At 68.6% G+C, this 16,923-nt stretch carries 19 protein-coding genes and 1 pseudogene; 10 read left to right on the top strand and 10 right to left on the bottom strand.

Annotated features, from left to right (window positions below; genetic code table 11):
• The first annotated feature begins 336 nt into the window (after positions 1-336).
• On the top strand, positions 337-714 hold the full coding sequence (locus tag AC3ERS_RS16170) for a hypothetical protein (RefSeq protein ID WP_431968224.1): 378 nt from the start codon (positions 337-339) through the stop codon (positions 712-714).
• Between the two features lie 159 nt (positions 715-873).
• On the opposite strand, the gene AC3ERS_RS16165 is transcribed toward AC3ERS_RS16170, so the two are convergent.
• Together AC3ERS_RS16165 and AC3ERS_RS16160 are read right to left on the bottom strand one after the other, a co-directional pair.
• Positions 874-1,959 carry a glycoside hydrolase family 183 protein gene (locus tag AC3ERS_RS16165; protein WP_431968222.1) on the bottom strand — a complete coding sequence of 362 codons (1,086 nt, stop codon included), beginning with the start codon at positions 1,957-1,959 and terminating at the stop codon, positions 874-876.
• Between the two features lie 167 nt (positions 1,960-2,126).
• Complete coding sequence (locus AC3ERS_RS16160) at positions 2,127-3,962, bottom strand: acyl-CoA dehydrogenase (RefSeq protein ID WP_431968220.1); 1,836 nt, start codon at positions 3,960-3,962, stop codon at positions 2,127-2,129.
• 231 nt (positions 3,963-4,193) lie between these two features.
• Between AC3ERS_RS16160 and AC3ERS_RS16155 the strand changes: the two genes are divergently transcribed.
• Positions 4,194-4,790 (top strand): alpha/beta hydrolase family protein, encoded by a 597-nt coding sequence (locus tag AC3ERS_RS16155; RefSeq protein ID WP_431968218.1) that lies wholly within the window; start codon positions 4,194-4,196, stop codon positions 4,788-4,790.
• A 56-nt stretch (positions 4,791-4,846) separates the two neighbouring features.
• On the opposite strand, the gene AC3ERS_RS16150 is transcribed toward AC3ERS_RS16155, so the two are convergent.
• The 4 genes from AC3ERS_RS16150 to AC3ERS_RS16135 form a co-directional block, all read right to left on the bottom strand.
• Positions 4,847-5,542, bottom strand: coding sequence for a class I SAM-dependent methyltransferase (locus AC3ERS_RS16150; RefSeq protein WP_431968216.1), 696 nt, complete (start codon positions 5,540-5,542; stop codon positions 4,847-4,849).
• Between the two features lie 125 nt (positions 5,543-5,667).
• Positions 5,668-6,903 carry an erythromycin esterase family protein gene (locus AC3ERS_RS16145; RefSeq protein ID WP_431968214.1) on the bottom strand — a complete coding sequence of 412 codons (1,236 nt, stop codon included), beginning with the start codon at positions 6,901-6,903 and terminating at the stop codon, positions 5,668-5,670.
• Positions 6,904-7,034: 131 nt separating this feature from the next.
• Complete coding sequence (locus tag AC3ERS_RS16140) at positions 7,035-8,090, bottom strand: glycoside hydrolase family 183 protein (protein WP_431968212.1); 1,056 nt, start codon at positions 8,088-8,090, stop codon at positions 7,035-7,037.
• A gap of 194 nt (positions 8,091-8,284) precedes the next feature.
• Positions 8,285-9,061, bottom strand: coding sequence for a crotonase/enoyl-CoA hydratase family protein (locus tag AC3ERS_RS16135; RefSeq protein ID WP_431968210.1), 777 nt, complete (start codon positions 9,059-9,061; stop codon positions 8,285-8,287).
• A gap of 121 nt (positions 9,062-9,182) precedes the next feature.
• Between AC3ERS_RS16135 and AC3ERS_RS16130 the strand changes: the two genes are divergently transcribed.
• The 3 genes from AC3ERS_RS16130 to AC3ERS_RS16120 are packed head-to-tail and all read left to right on the top strand — an operon-like array spanning position 9,183 to position 12,122.
• Entirely contained in the window at positions 9,183-10,715 is a 1,533-nt protein-coding gene (locus AC3ERS_RS16130; protein ID WP_431968208.1) for an acetyl-CoA acetyltransferase, read from the top strand.
• On the top strand, positions 10,712-11,476 hold the full coding sequence (locus tag AC3ERS_RS16125) for a crotonase/enoyl-CoA hydratase family protein (RefSeq protein WP_431968206.1): 765 nt from the start codon (positions 10,712-10,714) through the stop codon (positions 11,474-11,476). The genes AC3ERS_RS16130 and AC3ERS_RS16125 overlap by 4 nt, the downstream gene beginning before the upstream one ends.
• A 4-nt stretch (positions 11,477-11,480) precedes the next feature.
• On the top strand, positions 11,481-12,122 hold the full coding sequence (locus AC3ERS_RS16120) for a TetR/AcrR family transcriptional regulator (protein WP_431968204.1): 642 nt from the start codon (positions 11,481-11,483) through the stop codon (positions 12,120-12,122).
• A 263-nt stretch (positions 12,123-12,385) separates the two neighbouring features.
• Here the strand turns inward: AC3ERS_RS16120 and AC3ERS_RS16115 are convergent, their stop codons facing one another.
• Positions 12,386-13,177, bottom strand: coding sequence for an alpha/beta fold hydrolase (locus tag AC3ERS_RS16115; protein WP_431968202.1), 792 nt, complete (start codon positions 13,175-13,177; stop codon positions 12,386-12,388).
• A gap of 96 nt (positions 13,178-13,273) precedes the next feature.
• Here AC3ERS_RS16115 and AC3ERS_RS16110 point away from each other — a divergent pair, with 96 nt between their 5' ends.
• From AC3ERS_RS16110 to AC3ERS_RS16100, 3 genes are all read left to right on the top strand, one after another.
• Positions 13,274-13,498 carry a hypothetical protein gene (locus AC3ERS_RS16110; protein ID WP_431968200.1) on the top strand — a complete coding sequence of 75 codons (225 nt, stop codon included), beginning with the start codon at positions 13,274-13,276 and terminating at the stop codon, positions 13,496-13,498.
• Positions 13,485-13,781, top strand: a complete 297-nt coding sequence (locus AC3ERS_RS16105; RefSeq protein WP_431968198.1) for a hypothetical protein — start codon at positions 13,485-13,487, stop codon at positions 13,779-13,781. The genes AC3ERS_RS16110 and AC3ERS_RS16105 overlap by 14 nt, the downstream gene beginning before the upstream one ends.
• Before the next feature lie 65 nt (positions 13,782-13,846).
• On the top strand, positions 13,847-14,251 hold the full coding sequence (locus AC3ERS_RS16100) for a hypothetical protein (protein ID WP_431968196.1): 405 nt from the start codon (positions 13,847-13,849) through the stop codon (positions 14,249-14,251).
• 230 nt (positions 14,252-14,481) lie between these two features.
• Here the strand turns inward: AC3ERS_RS16100 and AC3ERS_RS16095 are convergent, their stop codons facing one another.
• Entirely contained in the window at positions 14,482-14,784 is a 303-nt protein-coding gene (locus AC3ERS_RS16095) for a DUF1905 domain-containing protein (RefSeq protein ID WP_431968194.1), read from the bottom strand.
• Positions 14,785-15,096: 312 nt separating this feature from the next.
• Between AC3ERS_RS16095 and AC3ERS_RS16090 the strand changes: the two are divergent.
• A pseudogene (locus tag AC3ERS_RS16090) lies at positions 15,097-15,594 on the top strand (NADPH-dependent FMN reductase); the annotation flags it as partial.
• 127 nt (positions 15,595-15,721) lie between these two features.
• Positions 15,722-16,246 carry a flavin reductase family protein gene (locus tag AC3ERS_RS16085; RefSeq protein ID WP_431968192.1) on the top strand — a complete coding sequence of 175 codons (525 nt, stop codon included), beginning with the start codon at positions 15,722-15,724 and terminating at the stop codon, positions 16,244-16,246.
• A gap of 30 nt (positions 16,247-16,276) precedes the next feature.
• Here the strand turns inward: AC3ERS_RS16085 and AC3ERS_RS16080 are convergent, their stop codons facing one another.
• Complete coding sequence (locus AC3ERS_RS16080; protein WP_431968190.1) at positions 16,277-16,483, bottom strand: hypothetical protein; 207 nt, start codon at positions 16,481-16,483, stop codon at positions 16,277-16,279.
• Complete coding sequence (locus AC3ERS_RS16075) at positions 16,483-16,731, bottom strand: MarR family transcriptional regulator (RefSeq protein ID WP_431968188.1); 249 nt, start codon at positions 16,729-16,731, stop codon at positions 16,483-16,485. The genes AC3ERS_RS16080 and AC3ERS_RS16075 overlap by 1 nt, the downstream gene beginning before the upstream one ends.
• Positions 16,732-16,923 lie beyond the last annotated feature (192 nt).

Here is a 16,923-nt window from a genome sequence, read left to right as displayed (position 1 = left end):
CGCGATACCGCGCTGAACAACCCATCCAATCAGCGCGATCGGATATCAGCAGCTTCGAAATCCCTTCTGCGCGGAAGTATTTGCCGCACGGCTGGCAATCGGCGCGAACCCGATGTCGCGTAAGGTTCGCCATCGCCGCACGTCAGCGCGGAGATCCAGGCAGGAGTGCCGAGGGCCGAGTTCACGCGTCGGAACCCGCGAAGGTGAACTACTCGTAACTGATCATTTGCGATGCGTTCATCATCACGTCGTGGCCCGAAAATATTGCGTGATAGACATAGGCGCGTCGACCGCACTGTGTTGTCGACCAAGATTTTCGAGGAAGAGAAGAATTCCATGAGCAAGATTCGCGTGCTCGGCATCGCTGTGGTCGCCGCCGGTATCGTCCTTGGTGGTTCCGGTGTGGCGTCGGCGGAGACCGGTTCGGCCGCTGGTTCGTCCAACTTCGCCACCGGTCTGACCAACCTGCTGGCGACCGGTTCGGGTGGCGTGAAGCCCCTGCCGACCGCGGGCGAGACCACCGGTTCGGGCGCCGGTTCTTCGAACTTCGGCACCGGCCTGACCAACCTGCTTGTCACCGGCTCCGGCGGTGTGAAGCCGCTTCCGGTCGCGGACGGCTACGTCAACCCCTACCTCGACGGCTGGAGCGCAGGTTCCTCCAACCTGCTCGTCGGCCTCGGCAACCTGATCGGCACCGGCTCCAGCGGTCGCTAGTCGCTGCCCTGATCGCGGTAGGCGCGGCACGGCCGTGCCGCCACGAGGCTGTCAGCGCCGCGGGCTGCCAGTGTCGGGTGGAGGTCGGAGGCGACGGGCGCATTCCTGCATACGAGAACGGCCCGGGAACACCCCGGGCCGTTCTCGTATTCGCGGTACCTACAGCGGCGTCTTCATCAGCACCACGTTGTACTGCGTGTGCACCGTCAGCAGAAAGTACAGATCCGACCCGGTCTGATACGGGAAGATCATCGGCGCGTAAGCGGTCGGCAGCGACGCGGCCTCGATCAGCACCCGCGGCGCGCTCCACGGCCCCTGCGGCGACGAAGCCGTCCGCAGGACGACGGAATTCGCCGGATCCGTTGTCAGCATGACGAACTGGCCGAGGTAGTCGTTCCACATCACCGACAACTCGGCGACGCCGTCCACGATCGGCGCCGAGGCCAAGGGATCGTTCGGCTTCCACGCGCCGCCGTCCCAGTACTCGTAGGAGTCGATGTTCGCGATGTCGGCTTCCCTTGTCCGCGAGACGAATCCGGGGTTGTTGCGGCCAGGGGCGGTGCCGTAGCGGTAGACGTAGCCGTCGTGCTTCAGGAAGGCGTTCTGCTGGAAGCGCTCGTGCCCGTCCACGTTCGCGCGGCGGGTGGTGGTGAGCGGCGCCCAGGTCTGGCCGCCGTCACCGGACGTGGCCAGGGTGGAGAAGTTGGTGTTCCACCTGCCGTGATCGCCCCACTCCCGCACCGACATCAGGCTCATGTACTGCACTCCGCCCACCGAAATGCCCGCGGTGGGGATGAGACTGATCTCGATGCCGGGAATCTTGGGGCTCGGCAACGGATTCGGGACGACGCTGTCGAAGAAGATGCCGCCCGACGGATCCTTGGTGGTGCTGCGGAACAGCACGTTCGAGGTCCAGGCCCACATGCTGCCCGCGAGCAGGTTGGGGATGCCGAGCCCGGCGCTGTCGCCGAAGGCGGTGATCATCCGGCCGCTGCCGTCGTCCCACATGATGCCGAGGTCGGTGCCGAGCACGTTCACGTTCTGCGTGCGGTTCGGGCTGTCCATGCCGGTCATCTGGAAGACCGCCTTGGTCGGCCCGGGCAGCTGCGGCAGTCCGCGCCAGCCGTTCAGCACCGGAATGGGATTCACGTTGTTCGGGTCGGCGGCGGCGGGGCCTGCCAACACGACCGTGCAGGCCGCGGCGACGGCCCCGGCTCTGGCGAGTGCGGACAGCGATCGGTTCATCCGGACGGGTCCCTTCTGTGGCGCGCGGTCTGCCTCGAACATTCTGCCTGCCCGTTGCGGTTTCGGGCGAGGTTGACCTTGTGGGACCCGCCATGTCCCGAACGCGAAAGAGCGGCCCGGACGAATCCGGGCCGCTCTCGCGGTGTTTCGACGGTGTCGGCGAGACCTTAGAAGGCGGCCTCGTCCAGCTCCATGATGTCGTTGTCCAGGTTGGCCAGGACGGCGCGGGTGGCGGTCAACTCGGGCAGGACGTTGCGCGCGAAGAACTGCGCGACACCGATCTTGCCGTTGTAGAAGGCCACATCCGAGCCGGAGGCGCCCGCGTCGAGCGCCGCGATGGCGACCTCGGCCTGGCGCAGCAGCTGCCAGCCGATGAGCAGGTCGCCGACGGAGAGCAGGAAGCGCACCGAACCCAGGCCGACCTTGTACAGCTCGGACGGCTGCTCCTGAGCGCCCATCAGGTGGCCGGTCAGGGTCGCCGCCATGGTCTGGACGTCCTCGAGCGCGGTGGCCAGCAGCTTGCGCTCGCCCTTCAGGCGGCCGTTGCCCGCCTCCGAGTCGATGAACTTCTGCACCTGGCCCGCCACGTGCGCCAGCGCGACACCGCGGTCACGGGCGATCTTGCGGAAGAAGAAGTCCTGCGCCTGGATGGCGGTGGTGCCCTCGTACAGCGAGTCGATCTTGGCGTCGCGGATGTACTGCTCGACCGGGTAGTCCTGCAGGAAGCCCGAACCACCGAAGGTCTGCAGCGACTCGGTCAGGTACTGGTAGGCCCGCTCGGAACCGACACCCTTGACGATCGGCAGCAGCAGGTCGTTGACCCGGAAGGCCACGTCGGAGTCGGCGCCGGAGACCAGGTTCGCCACGTCGGCGTTCTGGTGCGCGGCGGTGTAGAGGTAGATGGCGCGCAGGCCCTCGGCGTACGCCTTCTGCAGGGCCAGCGAACGACGCACGTCCGGGTGGTGGGTGATGGTGACGCGCGGCGCGGCCTTGTCGGTCATCTGGGTCAGGTCCGCACCCTGCACGCGCTGCTTGGCGTAGTCGAGCGCGTTCAGGTAACCCGTCGACAGGGTGGCGATGGCCTTGGTGCCGACCATCATGCGGGCGTTCTCGATGACGTCGAACATCTGCGCGATGCCGTTGTGCACCTCGCCGACCAGCCAGCCCTTGGCGGGCACGCCGTGGCCGCCGAAGGTGACCTCACAGGTGGCCGAGACCTTGATGCCCATCTTGTGCTCGACGTTGGTGACGAAAGCACCGTTGCGGTCGCCCAGGGTCTGGGTCTCGAAGTCGAAGTGGTACTTCGGCACGTAGAACAGCGACAGACCCTTGGTGCCCGGGCCCGCGCCCTCGGGGCGAGCCAGCACCAGGTGCATGATGTTCTCGAACAGGTCGTCGGAGTCACCCGAGGTGATGAAGCGCTTGACGCCCTCGATGTGCCAGGTGCCGTCTTCCTGCTTGATCGCCTTGGTGCGGCCGGCGCCGACGTCGGAGCCGGCGTCCGGCTCGGTCAGCACCATGGTGGCGCCCCAGTTGCGCTCGGCGATGATCTGGGCCCACTTCTTCTGCTCGTCGGTGCCGTTGTTGTAGAACACCTGCGCGAAGCCGGGGCCTGCGCCGTACATCTGAGCGGGCGGGTTGGCGCCGAGGATCATTTCGCTCAGTGCCCAGACGACGCTGGCGGGAGCGCCGAGGCCGCCCAGCTCCTCGCGGACGCCGACCTTCATCCACTCACCCTCTTCGAGGGCGCGGTAGGACTTCTTGAACGCTTCCGGCAGGGTGACGACGTGAGTCTCGGGGTCGAAGGTCGGCGGGTTGCGGTCGCCCTCGACGAACGACTCGGCCAGCGGGCCCTCGGCCAGGCGACGCACCTCGTTGAGCATCTCCTTGACAGTGTCGCTGTCCAGGTCGCCGTAGGCGCCTGCGTCGAGCAGGGAGCCGAGTCCGAGGACCTCGAAGAGGTTGAACTCCAGGTCGCGGACGTTGCTCTTGTAGTGACCCATGGTCTGTACTCACTCTCCGTTGAGTTGGTGCGGTCGGTTTGGTTGCCGTTCCCGCCCGTTGTCGCCACCGGGGTAGTTTTCCGGATTTCCGCATGCTACTCGCGGGTAACTTATGCGCCATATTACCGGCCGGTAAGGGGCAGGCAAAGACGGCGGCCGGCAATGTGACGCGATAAACAGCCCCTGAGCGCTGCATCTGCGCTCTCCGCTGGTAGGCGGCTACGGTGAGGTGTGCAGATCGAGACGAGCGCGGGTCCCGCCGAGATCGAGCTCGACCGGCCGCGCAAACCGGCCTTCCTGCTGCTGCTCACCCACGGAGCGGGCGGTGGGGTGGACGCGAAAGATCTTTTGGTGGTGCGCGATTCGGCGTTGGAGCTGGGCGGCGCGGTGGCCAGGGTGGTGCAGCCTTATCGCGTCACGGGGCGGCGGGCGCCGGGCTCGGCGGACAAGCAGGATCAAGCCTGGCTGGAGATCGTGGCGGCTTTGCGCAAGAAAGTTCGCGGCGTCCCCGTCATCCTCGGCGGGCGCAGCAACGGGGCGCGGGTCGCCTGCCGTACGGCGGTCGCCGCGCGGGCCCGCGGCGTGCTCGCGCTCTCGTTTCCGCTACATCCGCCGGGTAAGCCGGAGAAGTCGCGGCGCGAGGAGCTGCTCGCGCCGGGCGGCATCGAGGTCGTGGTGATCAACGGGGCGAACGACCCGTTCGGCGTGCCCGAGGCGGCCGACGCCGCCGAAGTGCGCGTGATCCCCGGTCAGCCGCACTCGTTCCGCGCCGGATTCGACACCATTGCGGCGACCGTGCAGCCGTGGTTGCGGCGCTGGTCGGAGTAGGTGTGTCGGTCGCCGGGTCGGCCTGTGTCTCGCGGTCGGCGTGCAGCTGTGCTGGATCAGGAGGCCGAGGCTTCGGTTTCCGAGGGTTCCGGCGCGGGTTTGGTCGCGATGACCAGCGCGTCGATCGCGTCGCGGCCCTCGGTGGGGCGCAGCACCCGGTCCGCGATGTGGATCTCGAGACCCGAATCCGAACCGAGGTCGGCGATGATGTCGTCGGGGGTGAAGAGGATCGACGGGTCCTGCGGTCCGCCGAAGCCCTCCGTCAGGTTCAGTGTGTCGTGCCCGAGGATCAGCAGCGTGCCCGCCGGTGTGAGTAGTTCCGCGGCGCGGCGCACCACGGCGCGGCGCTGCTCGGCGGGCAGATGCAGGAAGACCATCAGCACCAGCTCATAGGGGCCTGCGATCCCGGCGGCGTCGAGATCGGTGACGTCGGCGCACTGCCAGGTGATTCGTCCGCGCACCGATCGGGACAGCCGCGTGGCCACGGTCCGCCCCTTGTCGATGCCGACCTGCGAATAGTCGACGGCGTGCACCTGCCAGCCGTGCGTGGCCAACCAGACGGCGTTGCGTCCCTCGCCGCAGGCCAGGTCGAGCGCCCGCGGCAGACCGAGATCCTCGCCTTCGGCGGAGTCGGGCCCCACAGGCGCGCGCCGGTCCAGCCCGTAGACGTGCTCCACCACGGTGCTGTTCGGCGGTGCGCCCCAGACCAATTCACTCTGCGCGTAGCGCTCGTCCCAATCGGCCGCATCCATAGGGCGAGTCTAGGAACCGCCGTGTTCGGGCGGACCGTCGGCACCGCGCTGGAAAGCACCGGAGGTGCGGAGTCTGAGCCGCACAAGCCCGCTCCCGCGCGGCACCGCACGCACCGCGCCGGTGCTCACTCGGAGGGCGCGGGAAGCCAGTGCACGGGCGAGGTCTCGCGGATGTGCACGAGGATGTCGAACGCCCCCGTCAGGGAGGGGACGCCCATGTGTGCTTCGGCGTCCTTGCTCGGGTCGTAGATCCCGCTGATGGTGCGCAGCTCGGCCGGTGCGCGACGCCAGGTGTCCACCGATTCCGTTGCGGCCGTGCGCAAGTCGACGAAGAACGCGGGCAAATCCACTTCGCCGAGCACCGCGTCGACCAGCTCCGGCCGCGGCCTGGGCGCCTCGGCCATGCCGAGATCACCATGGTGAAAGCCGATGGCCACAGTGACGTAGTCCGTGCCGAAGTGGTCGCGCAGGTGGGAGCCCGTGCCGCGGAACTCGCCCGCGGCCGAGCCGACGCCGAGCGCCTGAGCGCTGACGTGGGCGATGCCGTCCCAGAACGCGATCTTCACGCCGGTCGCGCGCTGCCATTCGATGACGCGTTCGGCCGATGGCCGCTCGTCGCGGGCGAAGCCGCCTTGCCCGGCGACGCTCTGCTCGTGGAAATCGGCGATCAGCCGGGCGTGGGCGCGGGCCCGCCGGTGCTCCGCGGTGTCGGGCAGCTCGTCGAGCAGGGCGAGCGCGTCGCGGGCGTGCTCGGCGAACGGGCGTCCTGGGTGAATGCCCTGATGGCGCTGGACGTGCTCGTCGATTCGGTGTGCGGTGCGGATCGGGTTCAGATGGGTTTCGGCGCGCGCCAGCCGGTCCGGCGCGGCTTGGCGGAGGTAGTCCAGCACCGCGTCGTAGTCGGAGGGTTCGGCGCGCGGCGGTTCCACGCCGAGGACGCGGATCGGGTCGTCCGGGTGCTGCTGGTTGAACAGCCGGATCCGGGCCAGCGTGTCGACCATCTCGGCGGTCCGCAGCGGGCGCCACGCTCCGGCCAGCGCGGATTCCGGATCGCCCGCCCCGGTGCGGACGTACTCGTCGATGCGCTCGCCGGACCGCGCGCTGTCCTGGATCGCGAGCCCGCGGAACCCGTGCCTGCCGACCAAGGCGCGGAAGAGCCGTTCCCGCACGCCGTAGGTCTGCCGCGAGAACCTGGTCGACTCGCCGAGCCCGACGATCGTCGCCGATCCGAGTGTCTCGACGAGCTCGTCGAGATCCTTTCCCACATAGTCCGGTTCGGTGTCGACCACGGGGCGCGCAGCGGACCGCACCCATGCCGTCACGTCGGCGGATGGGCGGGCGATGCTGGATGCAGAAGTCATTGTTCCTCCGGATCGGTCGCGTGCTGCGGCCAGCCTCGTACATGAAGCTTTGTTGAGGTCAAGTGATCCGGGAAGGAAAAAGGGGGTGCCCGCTGAATCGCGGACACCCCGAACGCGTCACGGCGCGATGATCACAGCGTGGTGCGCATCAGGACGACGTTGTACTGGCTGTGCACGGTGGTCATGAAGTACAGGTCGCGCCCGGTCTGGTACGGGAAGATCGAGGGGGCGTAGGCCGACGGCAACTCCCTGGTGTCGATCAGGACTTCCGGATCGCTCCACGGACCCTCGGGCGAGGAAGCCCGCCGCATCACGACCGAGTTGAACGCGTCCGTCGTCAGCGAGATGAACTGGCCGAGATAGTCGTTCCACATGACCGACAGTTCGCCGACGCCCCACATGATCGGCGCCGCGGCGTTGACGTCGTTCTTGCGCCAGCCGCCGCCGTCCCAGTACTCGTACTCGCCCAAGTTCTGGATGTCGTGCTCGCGCACCCGCGCGATGAACGCGATGTTGTCGCGCCCGGAGGGGGTGCCGTACTCGTAGACATACCCGCCGCTCTTCAGGAAGGCGTTCATCTGGAAGTTGGCGTTGCCGCCCTCGTTCGGGCGCCGGGTGTGCCCGAGATCCGCCCAGGTCTCCCCGTTGTCGGCGGAGGCGGCCAGGCCCGAGTAGTTCGTGGTCCACTCGCCGACGTTGTCCCAGGTCTTCACCGACATCGTGCTCATGTACTGCACGCCGTCGACCGCGATGCCCGCGGTGGGGATGCGGCTGATTTCGATGAACGGAATCTTCGGGCTCGGAATGAGATCGCGCGCCTGTCCGAAGACGTCGCGCACCACGCTGTCGAAGTAGATGCCGTTGGCCGGGTCCTTGGTGTTGCTGCGGACCAGGATGTTGCTACGCCAGGCCCACATGCTGCCGGCGAGCAGGTTGGGGAAGCCGAGTCCGGCGGTGTCGCCGAACGCGGTGAGCATCTCGCCATGGCCGTTGTCCCACATGATGCCCAGATCGGTGCCGAGCACGTTGTAGGTCTGGGTGTTGTTGGGGCTCGCCATGCCGGTCACCTGGAACATCGCGCGGCTGCGACCGGCCAGATTCGGCAGACCGGTGGTGCCGTTGAGCACCGGAATCGGGTTGATCGCGTTTGGGTTTGCCGTGGCGGGGGTAGTTGCCGTGAGAAGCAAGGCCGTGCCACCCGCTAGAGCCGAAAGCAGGATTTTTGCGGTCTTGTTCAAGGTCGTGGGCCCTCCGGGTCTCGCCGAAACGGGCCTCGATACACCACCCCCCGATGTGAACCGAAGCACATTTCGAATGGCTGGCAAATCGACGGAAATGCTAGCAGTCGAACCGGGGAAATTGGTGGCTTGCGATCTTGTCTCTACGAAATGAAGCCCTCTTTGTGTGATCTTCCATCTCGGTTCGCGGCCAGACGCAGGATCAGCGGCAGCTGTGTCGCGCGCTCGATTCCGAAGGTGCGCCGCGCCGATGCGTGCCAGGACCGCTCGAACAGTCGCTTGGCGCCCGCCACCGCGTGCGGGGAGCGGGACGCGATGCGTTCTGCGAGTTTCTCGGCGGCGCCGATCGGGTCGTCGGTCACCTCGGTGACCAGGCCGATGCGTTCGGCGTAGGCGGCGTCGACCACGTCGGCGGTCATGGTCAGCAGCAGTGCTTTATCGATGCCGATCAATCGCGAGAGCGTGGCCGCGCCGGTCATATCCGGAACGAGGCCGTGCTTGGCCTCCATGACCGAGAACTCCGCGTCGGGTGTCGCGAAGCGGACGTCGGCGGCCAGCGCGATCTGGAGTCCGCCACCGAAACAGCGGCCGTGCACCGCGGCGATGACCGGGACCTCCAACCGCCGCCAGGCCCAGCAGGCCTCCTGGAAGGTGTTGGTGCCGCGCCACGGCAGCGGCACGAAGTTGCGCACAGCCGCGAGCGGATCGCGGGTCGCCTTGGCGACATCGAGGCCGCTGCTGAAGCTGGGGCCGTTGCCGGACAGGATCACCGCGTGCACGTCCTTGCGCTTCGCGACGGTGCGCGCGGCATCGACCAGGTCACCGAGCATCTCGATGGTCAGGCCGTTGTGCTTGTCCGGGCGGTCCAGGCTGACGTAGGCGCGGTCGCCGTCGAACCGCAGTGCGATAGGGGATCCCATGCCCGGATCTTACTCTCGAGTCAGTTCTTGTCCACGGGCTATTGCCCTGGTCGGGACGGGCTGCTTCAATCGAACCAAATTACCGTCAATGCTGACGGTAAATATTCGGAGCGGAGGAAGAATGCTGCCAGCCGGAATGGATCCGCGGACGCCGGTGCTCGTCGGCGTCGGGCAGGTCGTGCACAGAACCGGCGATCCGGGGCTGCCCGGCCCCGTCGAACTCGCCACCGAATCGCTGCGCCGCGCGGGGGCGGACAGCGGCGCAGGAGATCGGCTGCTGCGGGCCGCCGATCTGGTGGCCGCCGTCGCCCCGGTCAGCAAGCCGTATCCGGATCTCGGCGCGCTGGTCGCCGCCGAGCTGGGGGCCGCGCCGAAGCGCACTGTGCAGTCCGTGCGATTCGGCGGCGACGCGCCGCAGCGGCTGCTGAACACGGTCGCGCAGGCCATCGCCGACGGAAAGTCCGAGATCGCCCTCATCACCGGAGCCGAGTCGGTGGCCTCGTCGAACGCGGCGACTCGCGCGGGCGCCGGGCTCGAATGGCCCGAGCAGCCGGAGGATGTCGCGCCCACCGAGCTGATCGGTTCGGACAAGGCGCCCAACTCGGAGATGGAGACCGCGGCCGGACTGTGGGGCCCGGTCTACTTCTACGCGCTGATGGAAACCGCGCTGCGCGGCAGGCTCGGCCTGAGCGAGGCCGCGCATCGCGAGCGCATCGGCGGGCTGTGGTCGCGGCTGTCGTCGGTCGCCGAGGACAACCCGTACGCGTGGCTGCCCGCGGCGCAGTCCGCCGCCGACCTGGCGACGCCCTCATCGCACAACCGGCTGGTGTCGACCCCGTACCCGAAGCTGCTCGTCGCGAACCTCTCGGTGGATCTCGGCGCCGGCCTGATCGTGTGCAGCGCGGCCGCCGCCGACGCCGCCGGTGTGCCGCGCGATCGGTGGGTCTTCCCGCACGGCGGCGCGACCGCCACGGACGTCTGGTTCGTCTCCGAGCGCGCGGATATGAGCGTCTCGCCCGCGATCGCGGCGGCGGGCGAGTCCGCGCTCGGCGCAGCGGGTATCGGCATCGACGATGTCGCCCACATCGATCTGTATTCCTGCTTCCCGGTCGCGGTGCAGGTCGCGGCGGAGGCGCTCGGCCTGCCGATCGACGATCCGGCACGGCCGCTCTCGGTCACCGGCGGGCTGACCTTCGCGGGCGGGCCGGGCAACAACTACACCACCCACTCGATCGCCACCCTCGCCACGCGGCTGCGCGAGGACCCCGAGTCCTACGGCCTGGCGACCGCGCTCGGCTGGTACATCACCAAACACGGCGTCGGCGTGTACTCGGCGCGCCCGCCCGCCGAGCTCTTTCGCGCGGCCGAGGCCGTGGTGCCCGCCGCGCGCCGCGACACCGCGCCCGGCTACACCGGCCCGGCGACCGTCGAGGCCTACACCGTCGCCTACCGCAAGGGGCCCGCGCCGGAGCGCGCCGACGAGCCCGAGGCGGTGGTGATCAGCGCGCTGAACCCGGCGGGTGCACGCATACTGGTTCGGGTTTCCGACGCCGAGACCATCGCGGCGTTCACCGACGGCGACCCGATCGGCGCGGCCGCCGAGATCACCGCCGCCGACCAGCTCACCCTGCGCACCGAGAGGACCCCCCGATGACCGATCAGGTACTCGTCGAACGCCGCGACGCGATCACGCTGCTGACCGTCAACCGCCCCGAGGCCCGCAACGCCATCGATCTGGCCACCGCGCAGGCCATCGAGGCGGCCGTCGACGCATTCGAGGCCGACGCCGGCGCGCGCGTGCTCGTACTCACCGGCGCGGGCGGAACCTTCAGCGCCGGAATGGATCTCGTCGCCGCCTCCAAAGGGGAGATGCCGATGACGCAGCGGCGGGGTCCGCTCGGTATCGCGGCGAAACCGCCCGCCAAGCCGATGATCTCGGCCGTCGAGGGTTTCGCGCTCGCGGGTGGTTTCGAGCTGGCGCTCGCGGGTGACCTGATCGTCGCCGCGCGCGACGCGCAATTCGGAATCCCCGAGGTGAAGCGCGGTTTGGTGGCCGCGGGCGGCGGCGTGCTGCGGCTGACCCAGCGCCTGCCGCGGCCCATCGCGGCCGAGCTGGCGTTGACCGGCGGACGCATCGGCGCCGAGCGGCTCTACCAGCTCGGCCTGGTCAACCGGGTCACCGAGCCGGGCGCCGCGCTGGCGAGCGCACTGGAGCTGGCCGCCGAAATCGTCGCGGCCGCACCGCTTTCGGTCGCCGCGAGCAAGCGCATCATCGACGAGTCGCCGGACTGGTCGGTGGCGGAGTCCTTCGCCAAGCAGGGCGAGATCGCGCTGCCCGCGCTGTTCTCCAAGGACGCCGCCGAGGGCGCCCTCGCGTTCGCGCAGAAGCGTGAACCGCAGTGGCAGGGGCGCTGACCCGATGCCGGAACGCGTCCGGGAGACGCAGGCGCAGCGCCGCGCGCGAATGCGCACGCGGCTCCTGGACGCGGCGATCGAGAGTCTGGTCGAGGTCGGCTACGCAGGGACGACGACGCTCGAGGTGCAGAACCGCGCCGGGGTACCGCGCGGCACGTTGCAGCACCACTTCCCGACCAAACCGGATCTGCTCGCCGGCGCCGTCGAGCATCTCGCCGCGCGCCGATTGGAGCAGCTGACAACGGAATTCGCGGCGATACCCGACGATGCCGACCGGCTCACCACCGCGGTCGATCTCACCATGCGCATGTTCAGCGGGGAATCTTTCCTTGCCGCGCTGGAGATCTGGGTCGGCGCGCGCACCGATCCCGAGTTGCGCGCCGCCTTCCTGCCGCTGGAGCAGCGTCTCTTCGAGCTGATGCACACCAGCATTCGCGACATCTTCCGTGCCGAGTTCCCCGATGACCCACGGGTGCCGACGATCACCGAGTTCACCATCGAGATCATGACCGGGCTGGCCATGCGGGCGCTGCTGACCGGGAACGTGGAGCGCAACCGAATCCTCCAGCAGCGCTGGGGAAATTCGGTTCGGGTGTTGCTCGGGACGGCACCGGCGGACACGTTGTTGGACCCTCGGCCCGTGTGAGGCGTGGCCGACGCGGCTGTTCTCGCGGGCGCGCTGCGGGGGAGGGTGACGTGCGCGACGGCGGCTTCGTAGCTGTCGTGCCGACGCGACTGTTCTCGCCGGGGCGCTGTGGCGGAGGGCGACGTGCGCGACGGAGGCCTTGTAGCTGTCGTGCCGACGCGACTGTTCTCGCCGGGGGCGTGCGGCCGGTCGATCGATGCGGCCGGTTTCGGTTGCGGTGGCTGTTGCGGGATTTCCGCGCGAAGTCCCGGGGCGAGCGCGCGCTACCGGCGGTTCGGATCCAGCTGGTCGAGCAGCACCCGGGCGCAAGCCTCGGGATCGTCCGGAAACGGCGAGTGCCCGCTGCCGTGCAGGGTGACGTGACGAGCGTTGGGCAGTTCCGCGCGGGCCTTGCGGTGCTGGGTGGCGTAGGTGAGCAGGACGTCGCGGCTGCCCCAGGCGATGGTGACGGGAATGTCGGCGAGCGCGCCGATCTCGGGCAGCCGCGCGTCGGCGAAAGAGGCCAGCGCTTCTCGGAATCCGGTCGAGTCGATCGCTCCCTCGGCGGTGCCGATCGCGAACTCCGCGTCCAACGCCCACGGCTTGCCGAAGATCAGGGACAGGAACGCCGTGCGGCCCGCCGCGGTGCCGAGAATCTTGGGCAGCTGCGGACGCATCGCGCGAGCGAGGGTGACCGACTTACCGAGCGACTGTTGGCACCACACCCGGCCCGGGGTGTCCCAGAACCCGATCGGGGAGTACGCGGTGACCGAGCGGGCCGATCCGCGCGCGCCCAGCTTCAGGGTGATCAGGCCGCCCATCGAGTTGCCTGCGAGGTGCGGGCGTTCGATGTTTTCCGCGGCCAGCCAGTCGGCGAGCGCGTCGGTGAGTTCGTCGACGGTCGTGTGCGGCAACGGATCCGAGCCGCCGAAGCCGGGCAGATCGACGGCGATCACCTCGAAGGAGGCGGCCAGGGTGTCGATGATCGGCTCCCATATCTGCCAGCGGCTGCCGACCCCGTGCACCAGCACCAACGGTTCGCCCGTGCCGACCCGATGATGGTTCCACGTCGTCATGCTCGTCCCCGGATTCTCTGTTGGCAGTGCGCCAATAGTATCAGTACGTCCGCGTTCCCGCTGGCAGAGTGCTCGCTCGCGGGTACGATAAATGGTATGGCAACGCGTAAGGTCACTCTCTCGCTGGACGAGGCGGCCTGGTCGTTCGCGGAACAGGCGGCGGCACGGGCCGGTATGTCACCGTCGGCGTGGATATCCAAGGCCGCGCGCCGGGAAGCGGTGCGCACGGGCGTCGGTTCCGTGGTCGATGTGGCGGCCGAGGCCGCGGCCGACGAGGCGGAGCTGGCCGCCGCCGAGGAGGCGATGCGTGCGCAGGGGTGAACTGTGGAGCTATCACCCGCACGGTTCGCTTCGGCGTCGTACCGTCGTGCTCATCAGCAGCGACGGCATCAACGAATCGCCGCGTCAGTGGCTGATCGCCGCCGAACTGCTCGACCAGGATCCGCAGGACATCCTCGCGGTCCAGGTGCCAGGGCGCGGCTGGGTGCACGCGGGCAATATCGGCCGCATCTATCGCGGCTGGCTCGCCGAGCGCATCGATGACATGGAGTCCGACGTGCTGGAACGGTTGGACACCGCGCTGCGCGCCGCGATGGACTTGTGACGCGGACCCCTCGCTGCGGGTACGGTCCCGGCCATACGGGAACCGTTGGAAGCGAGGGAATTCGGATGAGAAGAACGATCGCGGTGGCGTGTATCGCGGTGCCGCTGCTCGCGGGGTGCGGGGACGATTCGAGCACGGCATCCGGTTCGTCGACCACCGTGGCCGCGTCGACCACTGCCGCGTCGACCACCGTGGCGGCGGCGTCGACCACCACCGTCCCGCTGCCCGCCGGGGATTTGAGCCAGGCCGACGTCACCACGGTGCTGGCGGGGAAGGGACTTCCCCCGAAGCAATCCGAGTGCGTCGCGCGAATCTATGTGGAGGAGAAGATCTCTCAGGACGGATTGCGCAGGGTTCTCGGTGCGGATCTGTCCGGTCCCGTCGACCCCGTCTTGCTCGGGCTGAGCGCGGAAGACCAGACGCGAGTCGGTGTCGCTACCCGGCGAATGGTGCAGGAGTGCATTTTCTGACGGGTATGGGCTGGGCAGGAGTCGGCGCTGCGACCTACCTCGTCGAATGACCGGCCTGCGGCTCTGGTGGCCGCTGACCGCCTGCCGGCCGGTGTGGCTCGCATCCAGTGGTGGGGCGACTGGGTCGGATCTGGGTTGTGGGTGTGGCCGACGGCAGTTGGTGGGCGTGATCCGTCGGGGTCGCCGCATGCTCCAGTGCGTGGCGCGCGTCGCCCATGACCGTCTCTCGCTCAGAGAGCGATCGTCAGATCGATCTCGGCATCCGAACCCGCGACGAGGTTCTCGGCGACCCGCACCGGCTTCTTCACCGGCAGGACGTAGGTGGCGCGTTTCTTGTCCGGAAACAGCGAGGTGGACCAGCTGCTCGCGCCGATCCTGACGTGCACGCGGATCGCTCCGAACCCACCGGACCGATGCCCGTAGCGCTCCTCGATGTCGTCGGCGATCTCCTCTGGCAGCGACACGAAATGCCAGGAGCCTTCGCCGGAGTGCTCCCACACCCGTGCCGTGAACGAATATCGCGAACCAGCCACGCGCCGACCCTAATGCCGAGCACCGACAGGTCGCGCTCGCATGTCGATCCCGGTGCGCGCAACCCGTGAGTCCGCCCCCGATCGGGTTCACATGGGCTCCTCGGAGTCGACCGAGATGCTCGTTCGGATCGTTCATCCAGTAACTGAGCCGAGCTCCGGGCGCGGTTGTCGGTAGTCCGCTCGTAGGCGGCCGGACCGAACCCGTGCGCGCGCGTCTCGCGATGCGATCGCACAGATTCAAACCCTCGTTTCGCCTCGCGGCCGGTGTTGCACTGGGGACAGCCGCGTGCACGCGAAAGGAAGGACACAGCAGTGACAGTCACCGTCGTGGTCGGCAATCCGAAACCCGCGTCCCGCACGCTGGCCGCGGGCATCCTGGTGGCCCGCGGTCTGCGGCCCGACGTCGAACCCACCGTGCTCGAGCTCGCTTCCTATGGGCCCGCGCTGCTCAGCTGGGGTGATCCCGCGGTGGCGGACGCCGTGCGCACCGTGGCGGAGTCCGAGCTGGTGGTGTTCGCCAGCCCGACCTTCAAGGCGACCTACACCGGGCTGCTCAAACTCTTCCTCGAACAATTCGACGGCGGAACGGGATTGGCGGGAGTGCTGGCCGTCCCGGTGATGCTCGGCGCAGGACCGGCGCACGCGCTCGCTCCCGACCTGCTGCTCAAGCCCGTGCTGGCGGAACTCGGCGCGACCGCGGCGCTGCCGGGTCTGTACCTGGCCGATCGGACCTTCACCGAGGACGGAGTGATCGGCGCGTACGCCGACCGGTGGCGGCCCGTGGTGCAAGCACTGGGTCGTACGAGCGCCGAGCAGCCGAACGTCCGTGATTCGGGGGAACGACTTTCGAGCGCGAGTGAATCGAGGGATCCCAGCGCAGGTGATTCGCTTCGATCCGACGCCGATTCCTACGCGAACGCGAGCAAGGCGGCGGACCATGCATGAACTCTTCGAAACACCGGCCGACGGAACGGGATTGCGCCGTGCCTTCGCCAACTTCCCCAGCGGCGTCGTCGCGGTCTGCGCCGAGGTCGACGGCGTGCCGCACGGCCTCGCGGTGAGCACCTTCGTGCCCGTCTCGCTCGATCCGCCGCTGGTCTCCTTCTGCGTGCAGAACAGCTCCTCGACCTGGCCGCGCCTGGAGCGCGCGACCCACCTCGGCCTGAGCCTGCTCGGCACCGACCAAACCGACGCCGCGCGTGCGCTCGGCGCACGCGACGGCGACCGCTTCCGCGCCAGCGAACTGCACCGAGGCACCGGTGAGGCCGTCTTCATCCACGGTGCGTCCGCCTGGATCGAGGGCGTCATCGAGGCCCAGGTCCCCGCGGGCGATCACCTCGTCGTCATCCTCCGCATCCACCGCCTGGCCACCCGCCACGACATCGACCCGCTCGTCTTCCACGGCAGCCGCTTTCGCCGCCTGCACGCCGAACCGAGCGAGATCACCAACGTGCCGAGCTGACGGCCCCTACGACTTACCTTTCGCTGCCGGTCATCGTCGCTGCCTGCCCGAGTCGGGCCTCAGGTGCCCCGCCTCTTCGAGGGCGTGGTGCGCGGCGGTCTTCGCCGGACATTGGCCGACGAGGCATTCGAGGTGAACCTGCATCGTCCGGTGCGCGGCACGGAGACTCGATGCGGGGTAGGCGGTGTTGGCGCAGCTGAGATGGTTGATCAGCAGCGCGTCGTCGAAACAGGACATCATGACCGCCTCGGCATTGTCGGCACGTCGAGCGCGTTGCGCCCGCGTGGGGTGTTGGTGAATGCCTGGCCGCGAGCCGACAGCGTCCATCCCCGCGCCGCCGTCTCGACCAAGCTCCGGTCGACGAGTTCGCGGACCACCGATCGAACCGACGACTCCTTCATGCGCGTCTCGCGCGCGAGTTCCGCAGTGGTGAGCGGCCCGTGATCGTGTAGCGCGGCCATCACGCGGCCCTCGTTCATCTCCATCGCGGTAGCCCTCCGCGTCGGCGTGTGCGGTCGCCTCCGATGCCGAGGATGTGGTGGCTCGCCGACCGGCGCAGGGTCGGGACCGACCGCCTCCGCATCGAGTGCTGTAACGGACAGTACGAACCGAGTGGCCTGCGCTGCCACAAACTTGCGCGAACTTGCATCCCTGTTTTCAAACGGTGACGAAAACGC

It is taken from the genome of Nocardia sp. bgisy134, from assembly GCF_057708325.1.
The sequence above is the reverse complement of the archived record's forward strand: the minus strand, read 5'-3'. Positions and strand labels throughout refer to the sequence as shown.